At 63.1% G+C, this 15,265-nt stretch carries 12 protein-coding genes and 3 pseudogenes; 11 read left to right on the forward strand and 4 right to left on the reverse strand.

The annotated features are described in order from the left end of the window. Positions 1–13: 13 nt before the first annotated feature. From EBN1_RS21960 to EBN1_RS21995, 8 genes are all read left to right on the forward strand, one after another. Positions 14–2,158, forward strand: coding sequence for a DEAD/DEAH box helicase family protein (locus EBN1_RS21960; RefSeq protein ID WP_011255067.1), 2,145 nt, complete (start codon positions 14–16; stop codon positions 2,156–2,158). A 20-nt stretch (positions 2,159–2,178) separates the two neighbouring features. Further along, the gene (locus EBN1_RS21965; RefSeq protein ID WP_011255066.1) at positions 2,179–3,801 is read left to right on the forward strand and encodes an HsdM family class I SAM-dependent methyltransferase; all 1,623 of its coding nucleotides are present in this window, start codon (positions 2,179–2,181) and stop codon (positions 3,799–3,801) included. Then, entirely contained in the window at positions 3,798–5,024 is a 1,227-nt protein-coding gene (locus tag EBN1_RS21970; RefSeq protein ID WP_011255065.1) for a restriction endonuclease subunit S, read from the forward strand. The genes EBN1_RS21965 and EBN1_RS21970 overlap by 4 nt, the downstream gene beginning before the upstream one ends. 92 nt (positions 5,025–5,116) lie before the next feature. Further along, positions 5,117–6,988: a DUF262 domain-containing protein gene (locus EBN1_RS21975; RefSeq protein WP_011255064.1), complete on the forward strand. Its 1,872-nt coding sequence runs from the start codon at positions 5,117–5,119 to the stop codon at positions 6,986–6,988. Between the two features lie 241 nt (positions 6,989–7,229). Next, on the forward strand, positions 7,230–7,502 hold the full coding sequence (locus tag EBN1_RS21980; protein WP_041648028.1) for a ribbon-helix-helix domain-containing protein: 273 nt from the start codon (positions 7,230–7,232) through the stop codon (positions 7,500–7,502). Between the two features lie 6 nt (positions 7,503–7,508). Further along, positions 7,509–7,922: a putative toxin-antitoxin system toxin component, PIN family gene (locus EBN1_RS21985; protein ID WP_041647966.1), complete on the forward strand. Its 414-nt coding sequence runs from the start codon at positions 7,509–7,511 to the stop codon at positions 7,920–7,922. A 43-nt stretch (positions 7,923–7,965) separates the two neighbouring features. Then, positions 7,966–8,439 carry a hypothetical protein gene (locus EBN1_RS21990; RefSeq protein WP_011255062.1) on the forward strand — a complete coding sequence of 158 codons (474 nt, stop codon included), beginning with the start codon at positions 7,966–7,968 and terminating at the stop codon, positions 8,437–8,439. Next, entirely contained in the window at positions 8,436–9,422 is a 987-nt protein-coding gene (locus EBN1_RS21995) for a tyrosine-type recombinase/integrase (protein ID WP_011255061.1), read from the forward strand. Before EBN1_RS21990 ends, EBN1_RS21995 begins: the two co-directional genes overlap by 4 nt. 197 nt (positions 9,423–9,619) lie before the next feature. Here EBN1_RS21995 and EBN1_RS22000 read toward each other — a convergent pair. Continuing rightward, a pseudogene (locus EBN1_RS22000) lies at positions 9,620–9,739 on the reverse strand (YnfA family protein); the annotation flags it as partial. A 182-nt stretch (positions 9,740–9,921) separates the two neighbouring features. Here EBN1_RS22000 and EBN1_RS22005 point away from each other — a divergent pair. Then, positions 9,922–10,263 (forward strand): annotated as a pseudogene (locus EBN1_RS22005) (ABC transporter permease); the annotation flags it as partial. On the opposite strand, the pseudogene EBN1_RS22010 reads toward EBN1_RS22005, so the two are convergent. Beyond that, positions 10,248–10,418, reverse strand: a pseudogene (locus tag EBN1_RS22010) (WCX domain-containing protein); the annotation flags it as partial. The pseudogenes EBN1_RS22005 and EBN1_RS22010 overlap by 16 nt on opposite strands. A gap of 12 nt (positions 10,419–10,430) precedes the next feature. Between EBN1_RS22010 and EBN1_RS22015 the strand changes: the two are divergent. Both EBN1_RS22015 and EBN1_RS22020 read left to right on the forward strand, forming a co-directional pair. Then, positions 10,431–11,729 carry a helix-turn-helix transcriptional regulator gene (locus tag EBN1_RS22015; RefSeq protein WP_011255059.1) on the forward strand — a complete coding sequence of 433 codons (1,299 nt, stop codon included), beginning with the start codon at positions 10,431–10,433 and terminating at the stop codon, positions 11,727–11,729. Between the two features lie 115 nt (positions 11,730–11,844). Continuing rightward, positions 11,845–12,189, forward strand: a complete 345-nt coding sequence (locus tag EBN1_RS22020; RefSeq protein WP_041647973.1) for a hypothetical protein — start codon at positions 11,845–11,847, stop codon at positions 12,187–12,189. Here EBN1_RS22020 and EBN1_RS22025 read toward each other — a convergent pair. Together EBN1_RS22025 and EBN1_RS22030 are read right to left on the reverse strand one after the other, a co-directional pair. Then, a complete protein-coding gene (locus EBN1_RS22025; protein WP_011255058.1) occupies positions 12,186–12,953 on the reverse strand; it encodes a hypothetical protein in 768 nt (255 codons plus the stop codon). The two genes, EBN1_RS22020 and EBN1_RS22025, sit on opposite strands and share 4 nt — an antisense overlap. Positions 12,954–12,965: 12 nt before the next feature. After that, the gene (locus tag EBN1_RS22030) at positions 12,966–14,549 is read right to left on the reverse strand and encodes a nitroreductase family protein (RefSeq protein WP_011255057.1); all 1,584 of its coding nucleotides are present in this window, start codon (positions 14,547–14,549) and stop codon (positions 12,966–12,968) included. Positions 14,550–15,265: the final 716 nt, after the last annotated feature.

Here is a 15,265-nt window from a genome sequence, read left to right on the forward strand (position 1 = left end):
GGGAAGAATAACAATGACCAACGAGGCGTTCTCGCGCGTCAAAATCGACGCTCAGCTCAAGGACCAGGGCTGGGAAATCCTCAATCCGAACGCTGTGCGCTTCGAGTACGTCCTTTCCGACGGCACCAAGGCGGACTACGTGCTGTGTGACCGCCACGGCCGGGCGCTCGCCGTCGTTGAGGCCAAGAAGGCAGCCATCAACCCGGCCGAAGCCGAAGCGCAGGCCAAGGCCTACGCCGTGCAGCTCCAGGTGCCCTACATCTTCCTTGCCAATGGCGAAGAGATCCGGTTCTGGGAGTGGGAACGTGAAGCTTTCCCGCGGACCGTGAAAACGTTCTTCGCGCAAAGCGACCTGGAGCGGCGGGCTGCGACCGGCCAAGTCAAACGCGACCCGCTCACCGTCCAGATCGACAAGCACATCGTCGAGCGCGACTACCAGACCGCCTGCATTGACAAGCTCTGCCAGGAGATTACTGCCGGCAGGCGAAAGCTCCTCGTCGAAATGGCGACGGGCACCGGCAAGACCCGCACCGCGGCGGCCTTCATCAAGCGTCTTTTTGAGGCAAACGCCGTCACGCGCGTGCTGTTTCTGGTCGATCGCATCCCGCTTGCCAAACAGACCGAGGACGCCTTCGCCGAGCATCTATCCGACTTTCCCGCCTATGTCCTGCGGACCGGGCGACGCTTCCAGGACGAAAAACGCATCACCATCACGACGCTGCAAAGCATGGTGAACATCTATCACGAGTATTCCGCCGGCTACTTCGACCTCGTGATTTCGGACGAATGCCACCGGTCAATCTATGGCAAGTGGAGCGGGGTGCTGAAGCACTTCGACGGGATACAGGTCGGTCTCACCGCAACGCCCTGCGTTGCCAACCTCGGGGATTTGGGCGACGCGGAAGACAAGCTCTTTGTCCGCGACACGCTCCGCTTCTTCGAGGTGGACAAGCCGACCTTCAGCTACAAGATGAAGGATGCGATCCACGACGGCTACCTGGTGCCCTACCAGATCTACAAGGCCAAGACGGTGAAAACCGCCGCGGAAGGGGGTTTCGAGGTCAAGCGCGGCGAGCTCGACTGGTCGGCGATGGACACAACCACCCGCGCAGAGTTCGAGAAGCTCTTCGAGGGGAGCGACGCGATCGTGATCGATCCCAATGCGCTCGAGCGGAAATTCACTATTCCGGAGCGGAACCGCGCCATCGTGCGCGAGTTCCGCGAGGTGCTCGAGAAAGGCTTCACGGACGCCAAGGGTGTGGTGCGCAAACCGCTCCTTGGCAAGACCATCGTCTTCGCGGTGACCAAGCGCCACGCGGAGACCCTCGCCCAGCTGTTCGATAGTGCCTTCGCCGACCAGAAACCCTCGCCTGAGGTGCGTTACGCGGATTATGTGGTCTCCGGCATGGGCAAGGACGACACCGTCGACGGGATGACCAAGATCAAGCGCTTCAAGAAGGAGCCGTTCCCGAAGGTGCTGGTTTCGGTCAACATGCTCGATACCGGTTTCGACTGCCCCGAGGTGGCGAATCTGGTGTTCGCGCGGTTCACCCGGTCAGCCATCCTCTATCAGCAGATGCGCGGCCGCGGCACCCGCAAAGCCAAGGGCAAGCCCGTCTTCACGATGTTCGATTTCGTCGGCGTCACGGACTATCACGGCGACAACGACGCGGAAGGGGAGGGCGGGATCGTCATCCAGAAAGCCGCCCCCAAGAGGCCCACGGAGCCCCGCAAGCTGCTCTCCCTCGATATTGACGACCACATCGACCCGACCACGCGCGAGTGGGTCACGGTCGATGAAGACGGGAACATGGTGTTCCCCGAAGCTTCGGAGCAGAAGCAGGCCGAGATTGGGGCGCGCTTCGAAGCCTGGCTGCTGGCGCAGGAAGAAACGCTTTCGCCGGACGAAGCGCGCTGGCTGCGGACCGTGGGCAGTCAGCTCTACGCGAACGTCGATGCCTGGGATGAATTTACCGCCGGGCACTTCGCCTTTCCGCCTTTCACCCTGATGGGCGGTCTTCCTGAAGCTCTGCGCGTGTTCAGCAGCGGGAAGCGCCTCGACACCCTCCTTGAATCGTTAAACGACGCTGTGTTTCAGACGGATGCGCAGGACAACGGCCCCCCCACGCCTCTGCGCCAAGCAGCAACCGCCTCATAACCCGAAAAGGACTCCAAGAAATGCCCCTGACCCCAGCCATGCGCCGCTCGATCGAGCAGATACGGGACTATCTGTTCGGCGGCGGCTACCCGGACCCGGTGAGCAACGCCGAGCAGCTCTCTTTTCTGTTCTTCTTCTACCTGGTCGAAGGCATCGACGCCGAGAACGAGGCCCGCGCCAAGGTCCTTAAAACCCCCTATGAAAGCCTGTTCAAGAGCTCATGGACGCTCAGGAACCCCCTCAACGCCCTCGCCAAAGGTGAAACCACGATCCCGCGCGATCGTTTCCGCTGGTCGGTCTGGGCCACCGCCCTGTCCGGTGAACCGCTGGTTCGGTTCCTCCGGGACGAGGTGTTCGCGTTTTTCACCGAGATGGCGGGCAATGGCGCGGTCAATTTCATGCATGGCGCGCGACTGGTGATCGACGAGCCGACCGTGCTCAACCAGGTGGTAACGCTCGTCGACGGGCTGCACCTCGACCGGGCCGATGCCGATACCAAGGGCGATCTCTTCGAGCACGTCCTGCGCCAAATCAAGCAGGCGGGCGAGCTCGGGCAGTTCCGCACCCCGCGGCACATCATCCGCGCGATCGTCGAGATCATCGATCCGAAGATCGGCGAGACCATCTACGACCCGGCTGCCGGCACGGCCGGGTTCCTGGTGGCGGCCTACAACCACATCCGCCTGGCCAACTCCTCGCCGGCGGGAATCCAAAGCGTCGAGCTTGACGGCAAGATGCAGACGCGCGGTCTCGGCGACAAGCTCTCCACCGCGCAGCTCTCCGCCCTGCAGAGCAAGACCTTCTTCGGCAACGACGTGGACCCGAAGATGGTGCGCCTGGCCACCATGAATCTGACGCTGCGCGGCCTTCCCAACGTCCACATCCTGCTGCGCAACGTCCTGACGACCACGCTCGATAACGAGCGCAAGGCGGATCTGTGCCTGCCGCAGGAGGGCTATCACGTCGTCCTCGCCAATCCGCCGTTTTCGGGGCGGGTGGACAAGGACCGCATCGTCGATGACGTGAAAATCGGCACCACCACGGCGACCGAGCTGCTCTTCCTCAAATACATGATGGATTCCCTGCGGCCAGGCGGGCGCTGCGGCGTGATCGTGCCCGAGGGCGTGCTCTTCGGCTCGACCGGCGCACACAAGGAGCTGCGCCGGCAACTGATCGAGAACAACCGGGTCGAGGCGGTGATGAGCCTGCCGGGCGGGGTCTTCCAGCCGTATTCCGGCGTGAAAACCTCGGTGCTGTTCTTCCGGAAGGGCGGCAGAACCGAGAACGTGCTCTTCCTGCATGTCGATAACGACGGCTACAAGCTGGATGCCAATCACGACACGCCCATCGAGGCCGACGATCTTCCGGGCCTGGTGGCCGCTTACCGGGATCGTGAAGCGAACCGCGAGGCGTGGGCGAGCCGGGAACCGCAGGCGGAATGGAGCGCCCCCTGGTGGTTCGCGGATGCCGCCGCGCTCCGCGCCAACGACTTCAATCTCTCGGCCGGGCGCTACCGGCCGATGAGCCAGTCCCAGGTCGAACACCGCGACCCGCGCAAACTGCTCGATGAGCTGGCCGCGATCGAGGTCGAGATCGCCGAAGAAGTGGAAGCGCTGCGCGCAGCGTTGGGTGAGGCGGCATGACCTTTCCCCGCTTTCGGCTCGCAGACGTTTGTGACATCAACCCACGGCTGCCGCGTACTCATGGCATCACGGACGACACGCTCGTGTCCTTCGTGCCGATGGCCGCCGTTGACGAATTGACCGGCACTATCGCCACATCACAGAGCCGCTCATTCGCCGAGGTGAAGAAGGGCTACACGTCGTTCCGTGAGAACGATGTACTGTTTGCCAAGATCACGCCTTGCATGGAGAACGGCAAGGCCGCGCTCGCACAGAGTCTTGTCGGCGGCGTCGGCTTCGGTTCGACTGAGTTCCACGTCCTGCGCGCTGGTCCGCAAGTGCTGCCCGAGTGGCTGCGCTACTTTGTCAGACGCGAAGAGTTCCGCCGCGAAGCCAAACGCAACTTCACCGGCACGGCTGGACAGCAGCGCGTGCCAACCACTTTCCTCTCTGGCGCAGAGATTCCTGTCCCCTCGCTCGACGAGCAGCGGCGAATCGTCGACCTCCTCTCTCGTGCAGAGGGAATTGTCCGGTTGCGGCGCGAGGCGCAGAGGAAGGCCGCCGAGATCATCCCCGCACTGTTCGTCGACATGTTCGGCGACCCGGCGACGAATCCGAAGGGGTGGCCTGTTACGACAATTGGGAGCTTGAGCTCCTACACTCGCTACGGTCCCCGTTTCCCGGACCGTCCGTATGCGGCTGAGGGTGCCCACATTCTCAGAACGACAGACATGGGCTATAGCGGGGATATCCATTGGTCGGACGCGCCCGTCCTGCCAGTCACCGTCGACGAACTGGAAAAGTATCACCTAAGACCTGGAACGCTCTTGGTAACCCGAACCGGGGCCACGATTGGTAAGATTGCCATCTTTCGCGGCGCTGAAGAACCGTGCATTGCGGGTGCCTACCTAATAGAGATCGGCTTCCAGGCTCAGGTGATCCCCGAATATATCCTGCACTTCTTGCTTAGCGCCTTCGGCCAGTCTCAGCTGGTCCGAGGGAGTCGTGCAGTAGCACAACCAAATATCAACGCTCCAACGATCTGCGCCATACCAATTCCGTTGCCACCTCTTGAAATACAGGCGCGCTTTGCTGCAAGTGTCGATCAATTACGAGCTGCACAGGGATTGCAGGAATCGGCAATGGCGAAGGCTGAGGCAATCTTTAATTCGCTGCTGGCGCAGGTGTTTTCCAGAGACGACCAACGGGCGGCCACGCGACTGGAAGAGGCAGCCGTGGCATGAGCGAGGCCGATTTCAGTCTGATCTTTCAGGGATTCTCCGGAACGGGAAGGTTGGTTAGTAAATGTGGGTAACAACAAAAAAGGTCAACGTTCATGAAAGCTACCGCCGTTTCGCTGTTGGCTCTATTCGAGACCAAGATGCAGCTCGAAGTGCCGCTTTTTCAGCGGCAATACATTTGGCAGCGCGAAAAGCATTGGGAGCCGCTGTGGGAGGACATCGCCCGAAAGTTCACCGACTATCTTGACGGTCGCAAGGACGCACCTGTGCATTTTCTGGGTGCGATGGTACTTGACCTGAAGCAGACTCCGGCCACCCATGTCGGCAAGCGCCAGGTCATTGACGGGCAGCAGCGGCTCACTACACTCCAGATTTTTCTATCGGCATTCCGAGATTTCTGTAGCGAACATAGCTGTGAGGACATGGCGAAGGAGTGCGCCAACTTCACCCTGAACAAGGGGATGATGGCCGATCCCGAAGTAGACAAGTTTAAAGTCTGGCCGACCCAGCTCGACAGAGCGCAGTTCGTCGATGTCGTCGGATCCGGTTCACGAGTCGAAGTCTTGAAGCGCCATCCGCTACGCAAGCGGCCCTACGCCCGTGGCTTCGACCCTAGACCGCGCATGGTCGAAGCCTATTTTTATTTCTATGAACAGCTTGAAGCGTTCTTCATCGGCACCAAGGCAGAGCCGCCGCTCGCTGCCGACGCGCCGCTTTCAGCGCGCGTCGATGAGTGCTTCCAGGCTTTGAAAGGTGCGCTGCAGGTCGTCGAGATAGATCTGGAACAAGGCGACGATGCGCAAGTCATCTTTGAGACCCTGAATGCGCGCGGCGAGCCCTTGTTACCTGCCGACTTGCTGCGCAACTTCATCTTTTTGCGCGCGGCACGACGGGGAGAACCGCAGGAAGCACTCTACAAGCAGTATTGGGCGCGCTTCGATGACCCGTTCTGGCGCGTTGAAGTCAAGCAAGGTAGGCTCTTACGACCCCGCAGCGACTTGTTTTTGCAGCATTTTCTTGCCAGCCGTTTGACCACCGACATCCCAATCAAGCACCTCTTTGTCGAATACAAGTTCTGGATTGATCGCACCGAACCATTCCCATCGGTCAAGGAAGAGCTGGCCTGCCTGGCGCGACAAGGCGATGATTTCCGGCGAATCATCGCCCCCGCCAAAGACGATCCGATCTATGGCTTGGTCACTTTTCTCGACGCCTACGACGTGCGCACCAGCTATCCGCTGCTGCTCACGATGCTCGACGCCGGATTAGACGACACGCAGTGGGCGGTAGTATCTACCGTCCTCGAATCCTACCTGCTGCGCCGAGCCGTCTGCGGGTTGACGACAAAGAACTACAACCGCGTTTTCCTCGGTCTGACCAGAAGCCTGCGGCGCGATGGCGTAACCCCGGAAAACCTAGCCGGGCTCCTTGCTGCGCAGACGGGTGACTCAACCGAATGGCCTGCCGACGATAGGTTTGCCGAAGCGTGGCGGACGCAACATGCCTATCATTTGTTAAACAACCCAAAAATCGTTCATATCCTGAAGCGGTTAAGCGATACCTACTTTACCAGCAAGAACGAGGGCGTTTCCTTCGACCACCCGCTGACGGTCGAACATATTTTGCCGCAGCAGTGGGCCGACAAGTGGCCCTTGCCTGACGGCTCAAAAGGCATGACGACCGCAGAGCTGTGGACGGCTGCAAAGGACGATCCGCGCGCCGAAGCATCGCGGAGTCGGAACAAGCTGCTGCAGACATTCGGCAATCTCACCATCTTGACGCAGACGTTGAATTCGTCCGTGTCGAATAGCGAATGGGACGTTAAGCGGCCTGAACTACTGAAATATTCTCTGCTGCCAATCAACCAAATGCTGCACGACGTAACGCAGTGGGATGAAGCCGCGATTGCTAAGCGTTCCGATGACCTGCTCGCTCGGGCACTCAAAATCTGGCCTCGCCATGTCTGAGCCTCGCCCTGGGTCGGACAGGCGACGCCTGCGCCGGGCGAAGTCAGCATACGACTAGGGAGCGAAGCCGGTCTTGCGACCGGCTTTTTTCTAGCTTGTTTATGTTTGATAAAGGACGTTATCATTCATGAAACTGGGGATAAAGGGGCCGGGAAGGGCGGCGACGATTCTGGACTGGTGTACGGGCATAAAAGGTGCTATGTTGGTAGATGCTTAGATGTTTATATGCGTAGGTGCGATCATGGCTGAGGATTCGACGACAAGGTGGACGGTGACGGTTTCCCGGGAAACCGATCTGGCGCTGCGTGCCTTTCTGGGAGCGCAGGGGATGCGCAAGGGCGACATCTCCCGCTTCATCGAGGACGCCGTGCGTTGGCGGATGTTTGACCAGAACGTGCAGGCCATCAAGGCGCGCAACGCCGACATCCCCGCCGATGAGCTGCAGGGGGCGATTGACGAAGCCTGCGCCGCTGTGCGGGCGGAAATGTGGCCGACGACCCGCGGGCCGGTGTAACCGGCCATGCGGGTTGTGCTCGACACCAATATTCTGATTGCCGCACTGATCACGAAGGACACGCCGCCCGACCGCGCCTATCAGTCGTGGCGCGCGGGCGAATTCACGCTGCTCTCCTGCGACCAGCAGCTCGAGGAAATCCGCCGCGTCACTCGACGCGAGGGGGTCCGGTTCCGTATCCGGCCGATGGAGGCAGGGCGGATGGTGAACGATCTGCGCAAGCTGGCGGCGATGCTCGAAAAGCTGCCCGTCGTGGAGGTTTCGCCCGATCCCTACGACAACTACCTGCTGGCTATGGCCGTAGCCGGTGACGCGGATTATCTGGTCACCGGCGACAAGCGCGATCTGCTGGCCCTCGAGCGCCACGACCATACCCGGATTGTCACGGTGCGGACATTCATTTCGCTGCGGGAGAGCTAACCATGGCCTTCCAGAGCATCCTGCGGCGCGGAAAGGAGCGGCGATGACTTCTGGACCCGTTCTCTCGTTCTGGGATCTGTGTTTCAACAATCTGCCGCAGGGACCCTTTGAACGCCGCACCATTGCCGCGGACGAAGCCCGCTCCCTGATCGATGCGGCCCGCAGCGCCGGAACGTTGCGCTGCGTCAGCAGCGACGACCTGCTCGCGCCCAATCGGGAACGGCAAAGGCGGGGGCACGATGCCCTTCGCGACGTGCTCCTCGACAACTATGACCTCCCCCTGCGCTTCGAGGATTTTCTGTCCGGCTCCGCGGACCGGGAGGACGGCGTACAGAGCGTGACGCCGCTGCAGGTGGCGCGCCTGCAACCGGGCGAACGGATGCTGGGGGTGAGCTGCGACTACGTCTTTTCCAAAAATCCCGGGATGGCCGATCCGGAGAATCTCTTTGCCATCGACGCGGAGTCCGTGGGCTTCGATCTGATCACGGCACTGCCCCAGAGAGGGACGGCACCATGAGCCGCCCGCTTCCTCCAGCTTCCGTTGTCGGAAGGGTGACTATCGTCCCGCAGTCCCCCCTCCCGGCCCTGTTCTGCTCGGACGAGGCCGCCGCGCGCCGGTTCGTCGAATTCTTCACCGCCAACATCCGCAACCCCAACACGCGGCGGGCCTATGGACGGGCGGTGGCCGGCTTCGCCGCCTGGTGCGAGCAGGAAGCCCGGATCACCGCGCTGCGCGACATTGAGCCGGTGCATGTCGCCGCCTATGTCGAGACGCTGCAGACGCGCCTGTCGGCCCCCTCGGTCAAGCAGCACCTGGCCGCCATCCGCATGTTGTTCGACTGGCTGGTGGTCGGCCAGGTCGTCGCGACCAATCCGGCGAGCGCTGTGCGCGGCCCGAAGCACTCGGTCAAGAAAGGCAAGACGCCGGTGCTCGCCGCCGACGAGGCCCGCGCTCTGCTCGACGCGATCGATGTCAGCACCGCCGTAGGCCTGCGCGATCGCGCCCTCATCGGCCTGATGGTCTACACCTTCGCCCGAATCGGCGCGGCGCTAAAGATGCGGATCGAGGATGTCTATGTGCAGGGCCGGCGCAGCTGGGTGCGGCTGCACGAGAAAGGCGGCAAGCGGCACGAGATGCCCTGTCATCACAATCTCGAGGAGTATCTGCACGCCTATATTGAGGGCGCGCAACTCGCCGGTGCGGGCAAGGCCTTCCTCTTCCGCACCGCCATCGGCCACACCGGCAGACTCTCCGAGCGCCCGATGTCCCAGGCCGACGCCTACCGGATGATCGGCCGCCGCGCGGCGGACGCCGGCATCCTCACCCGCATCGGCAATCACTCCTTCCGCGCCACGGGCATCACTGAATACCTACGCAACGGCGGCAAGCTCGAGATCGCGCAACAGATGGCCAACCACGAGAGCGCCCGCACTACCGGCCTTTACGACCGCCGCAATGACCAGCTCACCCTTGATGAGGTCGAGCGAATCGTGGTCTAAATCTTCGCGGCGCAACTCCTATGCCATAATTATTTACATGCTAAAGCACTACATGGCACATCGAATAGCCCGAAGTTTTCAGCAAATCCAGCGAAGTAATGCGGAACTGCGGGCGGTGCTCGGTCCGCTCTCTAAGCATTTTGCGGGCATACAAGTGACCAGAGGCGGCCTCGTCAGCGGGAGCAACTAGGCGGCACCAGGCTCGCCAGCGCCGACAACAGCCAGACGGATCCGCCCTTCTTGAACCACAGCCAGGGCAGGTAGCAGCGGACGATTCCGGCGATCGCGGTGACGAAATAGCGCAGCAAGGTCCTCACGTTCTTTGCGCAGACCGCCTTGGCGGAAAGAACGCGGCAGACCAAACCGGCTGGCGGGAGCAATAATCCACAGGAACCCCAGCACTTATCCACAAAAAATGGGGGTAACTTTCCATCCCCGAATACCGCGCCTACAAAACCGGCACGATCCTCGCGATCGTCGAGCACATCCACGAACAGGTGAATCGCGCGCACTGGCCGATATGGACCGTGGCATGGACGCTGGCCGCCATACCTTCGTGCTCGACATCCCGCCCGGCTTCGAGCGCGACGTGCTCGCCGGCCGCAGCCCGGCAGCGCAGCTCAATGTCGACGCCACCCGCCAGAGCCAGGCGCAGACCGGCGCCGCGCTGATCCGCGAACGTGAGCACGGCACGATCGAACACCTGCTGGTGATGCCGGTCACGCCGCTCGAGATCATGCTGTCGAAGATCTGGTCGATGGGCGTGGTGGTGCTCGTGGCGTCATCCTTCTCGCTGCAGGTGGTGGGCAAGGGTTTCCTCGGCATCAGCGTGGCCGGCTCCACCACCGCGCAATCGGCCCCGTACTTGAGGATGTCCATCACCAGTTCACGGTCGTCCGCGTAGGGCACCTTCAGCTCGTAGCGTCCATCCTCGAGCAGGCGCCCCTGCTGGCTCGGGTGCCAGCGCTCGGCCGCGACCCAGCGCGCGCGCTCGGCCAGGATCATGCTGTGTGCCTGGTCGGACCGGCTCGTGGAAGCCTTCCGCATCGGCGAATCCGCGCGCGCCGACCTCGCCGTGATGCCCCCCTACGTCGCCGGCCTGATCCACAATACCCTCGCCTACGAAGCGATCACGCTGGGCCGCGACGTCGCGGCCATGCAGGAGATCGCGCGGCGAAGCGCCTGCTCGAACCCATCGGCACCGTCCATGCCCTCAACTACAGCGTCACCTTCGAAGGCGCCATCGCCCTGCTGCAGGGCGAGGCGAAAGCCGCACGGGCGCGCTTCGAAGGCACGCTCGAGGCGGTCATTGCCGGGGGCCACCGCTACACCACGTCAAGCGCGATCGTCGCCGCCCACCTCGCCGAGGCACTCTACGAACTCAACGACCTCGACGCCGCCGAAACGCTGCTCATCGATTATTTGCCAGTCATACACGACGGCTGCCTGCCCGACCACATCATCGTCGCGTATCAAGTGCTGGCGCGCATCCAGGCTCAGCGTGGACAATATGCGAAAGCCCTGGTGACCCTCGACACGCTGCAGGACCTTGGCGACGTACGATCGATCCCGCGCATTTCGGCAGCCTCCCGCATCGACAAGCATCGGCTCGCACTGCTTGCACTGCTCGCCGGCGACCTCGCGGCCGCCCGGCGAATGGCTCCGCTGCTCGCCGACGCATCCGTGTGGCAGTCGTCGTCGGGATTCTTGCTCTACGCTGAAAATCTCGACGATCCACTGGTCGCGGACGCTCGCCTGGCCTTGGTTGAAGGGTCGGTGCGTGCCGTCATTCCCCGCTTGCAGGACGCGATCTGCGAAGCCAACGCCCTGAACCGGCGCCGACGCGTCGCAAGGATGCAGTGTCTTCTCGCCCAAGCTTTCGACGTCGCCCGCCGCCGGCCTCAGGCCCTTGAAACGCTGGAGCGGGCCCTGTTACAGGCCGAGCCCGGCGGAATGTTGCGGGTCTTTGCGGACGAACCCTGGCATCTCCACGACTTGCTGCAAGCGCTCGCCGACCGGAAATGCGCTGTCTCGCCCGGCTATCTTCAAAATCTGCGCGCCGCAGCGACCAGGACCGAACCGGTCGCCCCCAAGGGGCCGCTGCAGGACGAGGCCATGCGCCTGAGCCCCAAGGAAGGTCAGATCCTCCGCCGCCTCGCCGAAGGGCACTCCAACAAGGAACTCGCGCGCAAGCTGTTCGTGACCGAAAACACCGTCGAAACCCATTTGCGCCGAATCTACGGAAAGCTCGGGATCCGCAGTCGTACGCAGGCCGTAGCGCGGGCCTTGGAGTTGGGCCTCATCTAAGAACTTGATGCCGCCTTGCGTCCAGGCGGCCGCGGTCATTTCACGTCGGGGTCAGGCGCACCGACCGTGGCGTTTGTGATTCAATCGCACTGTACCGCACAACCGAAGCGACCCAGTGAAGACCGAAACCTCTCAACCCGGCCGTAAGGCCCAGCTCGACGCGCTGCTGCTCAAACTCCCGGGCGTCAGCGCCCGGAAAATCAGCGGCCTGGACGCCTATTTCGTCAGCGACAAGATGTTTGCCTGCGTCAGCGCCAACGGCGTTGGCCTACGCCTTCCCGTCGCCGTCGCGACCGAGGCGCAGTTTTCCCGGGCGAACGTCTCCGCGTTCCAGCCCGGCGGCCTGGCCAGCACGCGGGAATGGATCCAGATCAACCGCGAAGACGCAGCCGATTACGAGAAGGACTTGGAGCTCTTCGAGGCGTCGGTCGCCTTCGTGAAGGTCGCCGGGAGCCGCTAGCTGCGCCGTTCACGCGCTCCCGCTCGTCGTTCCGATAGGACACGGAGCATCGGCAGAACACCGAGCGCGGCGATCAAATGCTTGACCGGATGCCCCGAAAACAAGCCGTCTGTCAGCGTCCAGATCAAGCGGTCAAGGAGCTCGAAGGCTTTCGCGACCCCGTACGCGAACAATAGCCAACCCCACGGCAGCCGAACCATTCCCGCGGCGACGGGAAGGCGGAACCACAGCAGCAGTACGCCAAGGCCGCCGAACTGGGTAACGAGGTAGAGCCTCAAGTCGCCAGAGAGCCTCCACAGAACAACGGCGACCAATCCTGTCATCTGCCACCCGAGGAACCAGCGCCTGCCGGCCGCGGGTCCCAGCCTTTCCGCACCAAGGGAACCTACAGCCCCGGCAAACGCGATCGTCATTGCGAGCCGATCCCAGACGAGAGACACGTCGGTTGGAGAAAGGTGGTACCAGACGCTCCCGATCCCGGTGAGCACGAGCCCCGTGAAGAAAACCGTCAGCGGCAAATATTGCGCGGGCATCGAGCGGGAGCAACGCGGGAGCCCCGCCAGCCCGGCCGCGACGAATGCGAGGCTCGTCAACACGTCGGCCGCATGCGGCAGCGCGATCGGTCCCAGCGACAGCGCCCGCGAATCCGCGAACCGGTGGTAGTCCTGCGGCTGCGCAATCGGCGCGACGAACGCGAGTCCTGCAAACAGGAGGCAGACCCAGGCGAGCGCCCAATACTCGGCAATGCGCGAGGAACGCGTCACATCATGGATTCACTACAACTGGCGCCCGGAGTATGGCGGCAGCGAGCTCAGCCGCGCATCCTCGGTTGGGACGCCGACGGTGAAGTGATACAGGCTCTGCCATTCGCTCCCCGCTAGACCGAGCAATTCGTGCATCGAATCGTCGAAATAGCAGCCGATGCCGGTGCCGCGCAGCGCAGCCGCTTCCGCTTCGAGGTACAACGCCTGGCCGATCATGCCGCACTCGCGAAACAGCGCCGGGTAGCGCCAGGGCTCGCGCTGGGCGAGACCGAAGCGCCCCAGCATGCCGAGCGCGAAGCACGAATCGGCAGCAATTTCCTGATGGCAGCAGACGAGCTGCGCCGAAGCGCGAAGGTCGTAAGGGATCAGCAGGTATAGCGGCAGATGCGTCGGCCCGACCTTGTGCCACAACCAGTCAGCGCGGAGCGCTGCCCGCAGTTCGTCGAGCACCGCCGCGTCGCGCAGCAAGATGTAAAGCCCCGGGTCGAGTCCGGTGACCCGATGTACGAGCAGCGCCAGGTGGACCTGCGGGCGCGACGCGCACGCGCTCCACGGCGGCACGCCCTGTCGCGGCAATACCGCATCGAGCAGCGCGAAGAAAGCTTCGGCAGTCATGCCGGAGACACCGTCGAACGCGAGCGCGCTGCGGCGCTGCCGGACCAGGGCTGCGACGCACAAGTCGAGGGTCGGCTCGGACGGCGCCGGAAACGTCGGCAGATCCGCCACCGCCTCCGGTGCGGTTCGCGGCTTGTGCACGGCGGCCTGAACGTCGTCGATCTCGTGCCAGTGCACATGACCCGTGCTGAGCCTGCTGGCCTGGCCCTGCCACGCGCAGCGCGCGCTGAGGACGCCGAGCAAGTCGACATCGACCACTGCCTGCGCGTCGCCGATCAGCATCAGCACGTCCGGCACTTCGCGCTCGGCGGTGCCGAAGTCGGCTTCGCGATCCAGTCCGGCGAGGCGCGCGACGTCGTCGTCGCCGACCTCATCGAGCACCCTCGCCCGCCATCCGAGCGCCGCCGCAGCGAGCGAAACGGCTGCGATTGCGTGTCCGCAGTCGTGCTGACAGTAGCGATACGCGCGCATGCCGTACTTCCATGCCTCGCGCCAGTGGATCGAGCTGAGCGCGACGAGCAGCGCCCGGCCGCGGAACGCCGCATCCCATTCGTTCGTTGCGCCCGCGCGCTGTTCCAGCACATGCTCACGACTCGAATAGTGATACACCCCTGCCGCGACGTCAGGCAGCGCCGGCACAATCAAATAGGCCTCAGTCGGATGCAGATTGCCACTCGAAGGATTGCAGCGTAGCGCCCAGCGCGTGCCGCCGAATTCCTTCCACGCGGACAGCGCCAGCGACAACTCGAACAGCAAACCGATGTGCGCGCGATCGAGCGGCGCCGCCACCGGCAGACGGCCACGGCGCAAGTCGTTGTAGCGCGTCTCGCAAGCATCGGCCGCCAGCGGCAGCACAACACGCGGCGCGCCGGCATAACTGCGCCACGGATCGGGCTGATTCGCCCAGTCGAGCCGGCCCGGTCCCAGCGCATAGCGCTCGGGTCGATGCTTGCTATTTTCATGATAGGCACGAACGGTCATGGCACCGGCTCATGGGTGGCGATCGCAGTATTTTCCATTATCGCCCCCGCCCTCGCGAGCTGCACGAGCGAAGTCGCACCCCGCCGAAATATCGGCCTTCCCGACAGCGGCGCGAGTCAGGCGTCGAGCCGTGCAGCCCCCGCCAGCCGCGGACTTCCGTCTTCATGCACTTCCTGATTGGGCCCGATGAGGAAGGATCGGTCGAACCGCCGCGAGTCGCTCCGGACCCGTGGCGCGCCGCGAACCGCGTGACGAAACCGTGTCGCGAGCGATGAGCCGGGCTGTCAGTTGCACGCTGGCGCCTCGCAGCCTCCCTGAAGAAGACCGCCGACTTTCGTCGGCGGCTCCGGTTTCGACGAAGCACCGGTTTTCCGGACCGGTGCGAAGGCGCTGACAGGCAAACCCCTATGACGAAACCCCGGGCCGAAGGCCGTCCCTGTTTCAGGGGCTGACAGGTCGCATGACGCACGTTTTTGCCGAAACGTGCAAAACGGCGGAAAACCGCAAAGACGATTTCTCTAGCCTCCGCTGCAGAAAGCGCCCTTCGTCGAAGGGCTCCCGAAGTGTCGAAAAAGGCAACCCGGGCAGGATATGAAACAGGATTTCGCCGCATTAGCGGAAAGGCGCCGGGCGGCTGCCCGCTTCGAGCACTCGCCCCGCTGCGGCCCGTACTCCGAGTGCCTCGGATCGAGCGACCCGATCGTGCGAATCGAGGA

This window comes from Aromatoleum aromaticum EbN1, assembly GCF_000025965.1.
In the GTDB taxonomy this organism is placed as follows: domain Bacteria; phylum Pseudomonadota; class Gammaproteobacteria; order Burkholderiales; family Rhodocyclaceae; genus Aromatoleum; species Aromatoleum aromaticum.

What these genes read in the sequence shown, in the direction of transcription:
- EBN1_RS21985 (WP_041647966.1), top strand. Translation starts at nt 7,509, where the DNA reads ATGCGGGTTGTGCTCGACACCAATATTCTGATTGCCGCACTGATCACG.
- EBN1_RS21970 (WP_011255065.1), top strand. Translation starts at nt 3,798, where the DNA reads ATGACCTTTCCCCGCTTTCGGCTCGCAGACGTTTGTGACATCAACCCA.
- EBN1_RS21980 (WP_041648028.1), top strand. Translation starts at nt 7,230, where the DNA reads ATGGCTGAGGATTCGACGACAAGGTGGACGGTGACGGTTTCCCGGGAA.
- EBN1_RS21965 (WP_011255066.1), top strand. Translation starts at nt 2,179, where the DNA reads ATGCCCCTGACCCCAGCCATGCGCCGCTCGATCGAGCAGATACGGGAC.
- EBN1_RS21995 (WP_011255061.1), top strand. Translation starts at nt 8,436, where the DNA reads ATGAGCCGCCCGCTTCCTCCAGCTTCCGTTGTCGGAAGGGTGACTATC.
- EBN1_RS22030 (WP_011255057.1), bottom strand. Translation starts at nt 14,549, where the DNA reads ATGACCGTTCGTGCCTATCATGAAAATAGCAAGCATCGACCCGAGCGC.
- EBN1_RS21960 (WP_011255067.1), top strand. Translation starts at nt 14, where the DNA reads ATGACCAACGAGGCGTTCTCGCGCGTCAAAATCGACGCTCAGCTCAAG.
- EBN1_RS21990 (WP_011255062.1), top strand. Translation starts at nt 7,966, where the DNA reads ATGACTTCTGGACCCGTTCTCTCGTTCTGGGATCTGTGTTTCAACAAT.
- EBN1_RS21975 (WP_011255064.1), top strand. Translation starts at nt 5,117, where the DNA reads ATGAAAGCTACCGCCGTTTCGCTGTTGGCTCTATTCGAGACCAAGATG.